Genomic DNA, 7,514 nt, shown 5'->3' on the forward strand with positions numbered 1-7,514 from the left:
TGGATCAGCTTCAGCTTCGCTGGCTGATCGGCCGGCACGAAGGTGTCGAGTGACAGTGTTCGTGACACCTCCGGGATCTTGGACAGCTTGGCCTCGATCTCCTTGGCGCCCTGCTCCGACGACGCCATCACGTTGACCGCGTTGGCGCCGGTATTCGGATCCTTACGCAGGTCGAGGAAGGTGGCGATCGACTCCACCTTCGGGTTGCGCAAGTTGATCGGGTTGAAGTCGAAATGCATGTAGTGGAGCAGCGGCAACCCGGCGAGCGCGACGCCGATCGTGCCGACGATGATCGCGATGCGGTGCTTTTCCAGGAAGTGATCGAGCGGCGCCAGGAAGGCATAGCCGAGCGGTTCCTTTTCGCCGGGCGGATTGAGCAGCTTGATCAGCGCCGGCAGCACCGTGATGCTCGACAGGAACGCGATCACCATGCCGGCGCCGGCGATCTCGCCGAGTTCCGAAATGCCCTTGTAGGCGGTCGGCAGGAACGACAGGAAGCCTGCGGCCGTCGAGACCGCCGCCAGCGACAGCGGGACCGCCGAATACTCGGCCGCCTGCACCAGCGCCTTGTCGAGATCGCCGGTCTTGTGGCGCTCCGATCTGTAACGGACGCTGTATTGGATGCCGAAATCGACGCCTAGGCCGACGAAAAGCACCGCGAAGGCGATCGACAACAGGTTCAGCGAACCGACCATCAGCAGCCCGACCGCGGTGGTGATCGCAAGACCGACGAACAAATTGGCCGCCACCGCGAAGATGATCTTCGACGAATGCAGCGCCAGCCACAGGATGAGCAGCACCACGACGACCGTGCCGATGCCGTTGACGACGGCGCCATCCTTGACGGTCGCGAACTCCTCGTTGGCGATCGGCACCGGTCCGGTCAGCCGCACCCGGGCGCCGAACTGCTGCTCCAGCTTGAGTTCGGCCGCCGCCTCGCGAATCGCGTCGGTCGCAGCCTTGCCGGGCTCCAGAGCCTGGAAGTCGAGGATCGGCTTGACCTCGATGAACTGCCGCTTGTCGCCGTCGGTGAGTGGCTCGGGGCTGCTCAGGCCGCGCCACGAGAAGAAGGTCTCGCGTTTGGAGAGGACGTCCTCGACGGTCTGGCTGATGGTGTTGAATGGTGCCGCAGCACCGTCGAGCTTGACCTGCCCGCGCTTGATGCCGACCAGGCCGGTCTCCAGCGCCGCGGTCAGCCCGCGGATGCTGGGGTCGCCCGCCATGATCTCGATCAGCGGAACCGCGGACTGGAACTGGCCGGTAATCTTGGCGACCTCATCGGTCGGCAGGAACAACAGTCCGTTTCGATCGAAGAACGGCCCACCCCCAAGCCGCTTCACGGACTCGAAGTTACTGGTATTGCTCGACAATTTCTGAAACAGCGCAGCCGCGGCGGCGTTGGCGAACTCCGGCGTCGGTGCCTCGATCACCGTCAGGATCAATCTTTCCTGATCGAACGCCTTCTCGAACGCGATATCACGCTTGCGCCAGTCGAGATCGGACGAGATCAAATGATTGATATCGGTGTTGATACCGAAGTGTTTGAAAGTATAGAAGCCGCTGGCGATCGCCAGAAGTACTCCGATCGTGACAGTAATAGACGCAAACCGGGTGCTGGCTTTGACAACGGAAACGACGGCACTTTTCAGCACATTTGCTCTTTCTATTGCTATCGGCTTGCCTAGAATGCGGCGGCTTCGCCGGGTACCGAAAGACGATCGAACCGCCGTGCGCGTTCCGACGACCAAGACCGCGAAATACCCATGAAGCCCGCGGGCGTCGTGGCCGGAAGTAATCTCAACAGGCTGGATTGCCAAGGGCGTTTTCAACGGCCGCCCATGGGAACCCTGCGCCGCCCGGCATTGTGGGTGTCCACTTACCGACTAGATCATGGTACGGGAATTGCCCATAATGTCGCCAGGAGACGATCAATCATGAGCGTGGTGCCCTTTGTCTGACGTTCGCCCTCTCGAAGTCTTTCTTGCCCAGCCCCGCGGATTCTGTGCCGGCGTCGTCCGTGCGATCGAGATCGTCGAGCGCGCGCTCGAGAAGTACGGCCCGCCGGTCTATGTGCGTCACGAGATCGTGCACAACAAATACGTGGTGGAGAGCCTCAAGGCGAAGGGCGCGATCTTTGTCGAGGACCTCTCCGAGGTGCCGCCAAAGGCCGTCACGGTGTTCAGCGCCCATGGCGTGGCCCGCAGTGTCGAGGAAGAAGCAGCCGCCCGCGACCTGCCGGTGCTGAATGCAACCTGCCCGCTTGTGACCAAGGTTCACAACCAGGGCAAGCGCTATACATCGAAGGGTCGAACCCTGATCCTCATCGGCCATGCCGGCCATCCCGAGGTCGAGGGCACGATGGGCCAGGTTCCCGGCCCGGTGTTGCTGGTGCAGAACCTGCAGGACGTCGAGTCGCTGACGCTGCCGGCCGACACGCCGGTCGCCTACATTACCCAGACCACGCTGAGCGTCGACGACACCAAGGACATCATCGCCGCGCTTTCAAAGCGATTCTCGGATATCCAGGGTCCGGACACCCGCGATATCTGCTATGCCACGCAAAACCGGCAATCGGCGGTGCGGGACATGAGCAAGCTGGTCGACCTGATCCTGGTGGTCGGCGCGAACAACAGTTCCAATTCGAATCGGCTGCGGGAAATAGGTACCGAAGCCGGCATCCCGAGTTATCTCATTGCCGATGGCAGCGAGCTCAACCCGGAATGGCTCGCGGGCAAAAAGGCGGTGGGAATCACCGCTGGTGCGTCCGCCCCGGAAGTCCTGGTGGACGACGTGATCGAAGCGTTGCGCCGGATCGTTCCGGTGACCGTGTCGATGCTTCCGGGCCGCGAGGAAAACATCGAGTTCGTTCTGCCCGCGGAACTGGCAACGGCCTGACCGCACACCGCGATTTGAATGAGAGAGAAGTACACGTAATGGCAATACCGTTTCACAAGGAGATCGTGATCGGCAGCTACCTGCTCAAGCAGAAGCTGCTGGGACGCAAGCGCTATCCGCTGGTACTGATGCTCGAGCCGCTGTTTCGCTGCAACCTCGCCTGCGTCGGCTGCGGCAAGATCGATTATCCCGACGCGATCCTGAACCGCCGGATGACCGCGCAGGAGTGCTGGGACGCCGCCGAGGAATGCGGTGCGCCGATGGTCGCGATTCCTGGCGGTGAGCCGCTGATCCATAAGGAGATCGGCGAGATCGTGCGCGGTCTCGTGGCGCGCAAGAAGTTCGTGTCGCTGTGCACCAACGCGCTGCTGCTCGAGAAGAAGCTCGATCTGTTCGAGCCGTCGCCGTACCTGTTCTTCTCGGTGCATCTCGACGGTCTCAAGGAGCACCACGACCAGGCCGTGTCGCAGAAGGGCGTGTTCGATCGCGCCGTCTCGGCGATCAAGGCCGCCAAGGCGCGTGGCTTCGCCGTCAACGTCAACGCGACGATCTTCGACAACCATCCGGCTGAAGAGATCGCCAAGTTCCTCGACTTCACTGCGGAGCTCGGGGTCGGCGTCTCGATGTCGCCGGGCTACGCCTATGAGCGCGCGCCGGATCAGGAGCACTTCCTGAACCGCACCAAGACCAAGAACCTGTTCCGCGAGGTGTTCGCGCGCGGCAAGGGCAAGAAGTGGAACTTCATGCACTCCGGCCTCTTCCTGGACTTCCTGGCCGGCAATCAGTCGTTCGAATGCACGCCGTGGGGAATGCCCGCGCGCAACATCTTCGGCTGGCAGAAGCCCTGCTACCTGCTCGGGGAAGGATACACCAAGACTTTCAAGGAGCTGATGGAAACCACGGACTGGGAGACCTACGGCACCGGCAAGTACGAGAAGTGCGCCGACTGCATGGCGCATTGCGGCTACGAGCCGACCGCTGCGGCGGCCTCGCTCAACAACCCGCTGAAGGCGGCCTGGGTGTCGATCCGCGGGATCAAGACCTCCGGCCCGATGGCGCCCGAGATCGACCTGTCGAAGCAGCGCCCGGCGCAGTACATCTTCGCCGAGCAGGTGCAGAAGACGTTGACGGAGCTCCGTCGCGACGAGGCGGCCGAAGCCGCCGCCAAGCGTCAGCCGCAGGCCTCCACCGCGGCCTGATCGCGCGATCGGCTCAGAGACAAAGAACGCGGCCTACGGGCCGCGTTTTTTTATGGTGGGAGATTTGAGAGTTGGGCGTCGCTACGCAACCACCCCGTCATCCCCGCGAATGCGGGGATCCAGTATTCCAGAGCCTCTCGATGAAAGTTAAGGCTCTGGAATACTGGGTCGCCCGGACAAGCCGGGCGATGACCGAGGGGGTGTGGCGCTAGGCCTTGGCGCTTGACGCCTTAGCGCTCAGGCTTCGGCGACCATACCGCCGCGGCCGAGGACGGCGTCCAGCATGAAGCCGCGGCAGCCGCGCAGGCTGCGGTGGGCGCGGTTGAAGTCGATGCCTGTCGACACCAGCGACCGGATCGAGGTCGGGTGTCGCGCCAGGCCGCGCAGCACCTTGCGCAGGTCGACGTCGCCGTTCGGCTTGATCGCCGTCGACACGATCTGCGGCAGGCTACGGTTGGCAGGATCGCTGATCACCCGCAGCGCCGCGAACGGCAAGCTGGCGGCGGCGGCGTAGTCGGCCGCAATGTGGCTTTCCATGTCGACCGCGGCGGCGCCGGTTTCCAGGCGCAGGAGCGCCTTGGCGTCACGTGCCGCAACGACCTGCTCGGCCCCGACCAGACCGCCGCGCACCACACGCTGACGGCCGAGCCCGGCGCTTCGCAATAATTCGTCGCTCAAGGAAACTTCCGATGCCCAACGGCGTTCACCCGCCACAACTTCGGTGGCGATGACGACATCGCCGGCCCGGAGCGTCGGGTCGAGCCCGCCGGCCACGCCAAAGCTGATGACACCCCGGATCGAGGTGGCGTCGAAGCTCGCCATCATGCGGCGCAACTGCTTTGGATCGCTACTGCTGCAGATGACGGTGAGACCCGGTCCCTCTGCGATTCGTGCTTCCTGTATCAGCCCCGTCACGATCAGAACCGGCCGCGGATCCGCAGCCGCTTCATTCCTAGCCCCCAGAATCACATTCCGACCCCTACGACCTTGCTGTTCGTGGATCTCAAATTTCGATACCGCGCCAGCGCCCAGAGCGGAAAGAACTTTGAGTAGCCATGATACCGCAGATAAAACACCCGCGGAAAGCCTGTACCGGTGTAGCGCTGCTCGTCCCACAGTCCTTTTTCGGTCTGTGTGCTTTTTAGGTACTCAATCCCGCGCGCTACGGCCGGATGATCGACTTCACCCGCAGCCATTAAAGCAAGCAAAGCCCATGCCGTTTGCGACGCCGTCGAGGCTGAACTTTCGTAGCCCCGGTAATCCAGCTTGTAGCTGATCGCGTCCTCGCCCCAGCCGCCGTCCGGATTCTGGATCGAGGCAAGCCAGGCCACCGCCTTGCGGATCGCCGGATCCTGGTGGTCGAGGCCGGCAGCATTGAGCGCGCACAGCACCGACCACGTGCCATAGACGTAATTCAGGCCCCAGCGGCCGTACCAAGACCCGTCAGGCAGTTGGGTCTTGCGCAGATATTCGATGCCGCGAGCCAGCGCCCTACTGGATTCCGGCGTCTCGCCGAGCTGCGCCAGCATCGACACGCAACGCGCGGTCACATCCTCGGTCGGCGGGTCGAGCAGCGCGCCGTGGTCCGAGAACGGGATGTTGTTCAGGTAATATTCGGTGTTGTTCACGTCGAAGGCAGCCCAGCCGCCGTCGTCGCTCTGCATGCCCTCAATCCATTCGCGGCCACGGGCGATCGCGGTGTCGTAGGCCGGATTGGGCGCATCCTTGCGCGCCCGGTCGAGCGCCATCACCACCACGGCGGTGTCGTCGAGATCGGGATAATGGGCGTTGTTGTACTGGAACGCCCAGCCACCCGGGCGGACGTCGGGCGCCTTGGCGGCCCAATCGCCCTTGAGGTCGAGGACCTGGCGCGGCAGCAGCCAGTCCAGCGCCGGACGAACCGCGCCGGATCCTTGGGTGCCGTCGGCCTCGATCACAGCGTGGCTGGCGAGCGCCGTGTCCCACACCGGCGAAACGCAGGGTTGGCAATACGCCTCGTCGCCGCGGTCGACCAGCAGCAGCTCGATGGCGCGGCGCTGAATCGCGCGCGGCGGATAGTCCTCGCCGTAGCCAAGCGCGTCGTACATCATCACGGCATTGGCCATCGGCGGGAAGATCGCGCCGAGTCCATCTTCGCCGTTGAGGCGCTCTTCAAGGAAGACGAGCGCCTTCTCGATCGCGAGCTTGCGATACTTTTTCGGCATGACCGGCTCGATTGCCCGCAGCACCTTGTCGATCGAGCCGAACAGCTTGAACAAGGCGGCGTTCTGATGCGGAGCCTTGGCCAGCAGACCGATCGACTTCGGATCCTGCAGGAACAGCTCGTCGATGCCGACGCCCTTGGCGTTGCGCGCCACCGGCTTCAACACTGATAGCACCATCAGCGGCACGATCGTGGTGCGCGCCCAATAGGAGATCTTGGTCAGCGTGAACGGCGACCAGCTCGGCAACAGCATGATCTCGACCGGCAGCACCGGCACCGCGCGCCAGGTAGTGACGCCGTACATCGCCAGCAGAAACCGCGTGAACACGTTGCTGTTGATCGCACCGCCGCGCGCCAGGATGGCCTCGCGGGCCCGCACCATATGCGGCGCGTTGATGTCGTCGCCGATCATCTTCAGGCCGAAATAGGCCTTCACACTGGCGCTCATGTCGAAATCGCCGCCGTGGACCAGGGGCCAGCCGCCATGGGCACCCTGGATGCGGCGCAGATAGACGGCGATCTTGGCCTCGAGTTCGGTGGCGACCGGCTCGCCGAGATAATGGCGCATCAGCACGTACTCGGCCGGGATCGTCGCGTCCGCCTCGAGTTCGAACACCCAGTGGCCGTCGTCGCGCCGGTGGCTCATCAAGGCGCTGCGCGCGGCATCGATCGATGCCTCCAGCGTCCTGCCGCGTTCAGCTCCCGAACTGTAAATGCCGGAATCCATTTTGTTCGTTGTCTCCGTGGTCACAGCCCGGCGTCATCGCCGGGGCCTAGCCCCGTGCCAGCACCAGATCCGCGGCGCGATTGCCCGACCGGACCGACCCCTCGATGGTGGCCGGCAACCCCGTATCAGTCCAATCCCCTGCAAGGAACAGGTTTTTCCACTGGGTGACCGGCCCTGGACGCAGGGCGTTCTGGGCGGGTGTAGCCTCGAAGGTAGCGCGACGCTCGCGGACAATTTGCCACGGCGGCAGATTCGCCGAGATCCCAGCTACCTTACAGATTTCGCTCCAGATTTCCGCCGCCAGCTGCTCGCGCGGGGCGTCCACGAGGCGGTCGCCATTGCTGATGGTCACCGACAGCCGGTTCGGGAACGCGAACAGCCACTCCACCACCCCGCCGATCACCCCGGTCAGGGCCGGCATGCCTGGCGGCGGCGCATAGTTGAAATGCGCATTCACGATGGCGCGGTATTCCTGCGGCGTCTTCAGGCC

Annotated in this window: 6 protein-coding genes; 2 read left to right on the forward strand and 4 right to left on the reverse strand. The window is 63.7% G+C overall.

The features are described 5' to 3' along the window. On the reverse strand, positions 1-1,652 hold a 1,652-nt coding region (locus ACOJTD_RS22155; RefSeq protein ID WP_420135013.1), incomplete at its 3' end, for an MMPL family transporter. A 298-nt stretch (positions 1,653-1,950) separates the two neighbouring features. On the opposite strand from ACOJTD_RS22155, the gene ispH reads away from it, so the two are divergent. Both ispH and hpnH read left to right on the forward strand, forming a co-directional pair. Then, positions 1,951-2,895 carry a 4-hydroxy-3-methylbut-2-enyl diphosphate reductase gene (gene ispH, locus ACOJTD_RS22160; protein WP_420135014.1) on the forward strand — a complete coding sequence of 315 codons (945 nt, stop codon included), beginning with the start codon at positions 1,951-1,953 and terminating at the stop codon, positions 2,893-2,895. A 38-nt stretch (positions 2,896-2,933) separates the two neighbouring features. Further along, on the forward strand, positions 2,934-4,094 hold the full coding sequence (gene hpnH / locus ACOJTD_RS22165) for an adenosyl-hopene transferase HpnH (RefSeq protein WP_420135015.1): 1,161 nt from the start codon (positions 2,934-2,936) through the stop codon (positions 4,092-4,094). A gap of 237 nt (positions 4,095-4,331) precedes the next feature. Here the strand turns inward: hpnH and ACOJTD_RS22170 are convergent, their stop codons facing one another. From ACOJTD_RS22170 to ACOJTD_RS22180, 3 genes are all read right to left on the reverse strand, one after another. Further along, positions 4,332-5,063 (reverse strand): phosphorylase, encoded by a 732-nt coding sequence (locus ACOJTD_RS22170; protein ID WP_420135016.1) that lies wholly within the window; start codon positions 5,061-5,063, stop codon positions 4,332-4,334. Next, complete coding sequence (gene shc, locus ACOJTD_RS22175) at positions 5,060-7,024, reverse strand: squalene--hopene cyclase (RefSeq protein WP_420135017.1); 1,965 nt, start codon at positions 7,022-7,024, stop codon at positions 5,060-5,062. The genes ACOJTD_RS22170 and shc overlap by 4 nt, the downstream gene beginning before the upstream one ends. Positions 7,025-7,070: 46 nt before the next feature. Further along, the coding region (locus ACOJTD_RS22180) for an FAD-dependent oxidoreductase (protein ID WP_420135018.1) at positions 7,071-7,514 on the reverse strand (444 nt) is incomplete at its 5' end.

Source organism: Rhodopseudomonas sp. (assembly GCF_048594845.1).
GTDB lineage: Bacteria > Pseudomonadota > Alphaproteobacteria > Rhizobiales > Xanthobacteraceae > Rhodopseudomonas.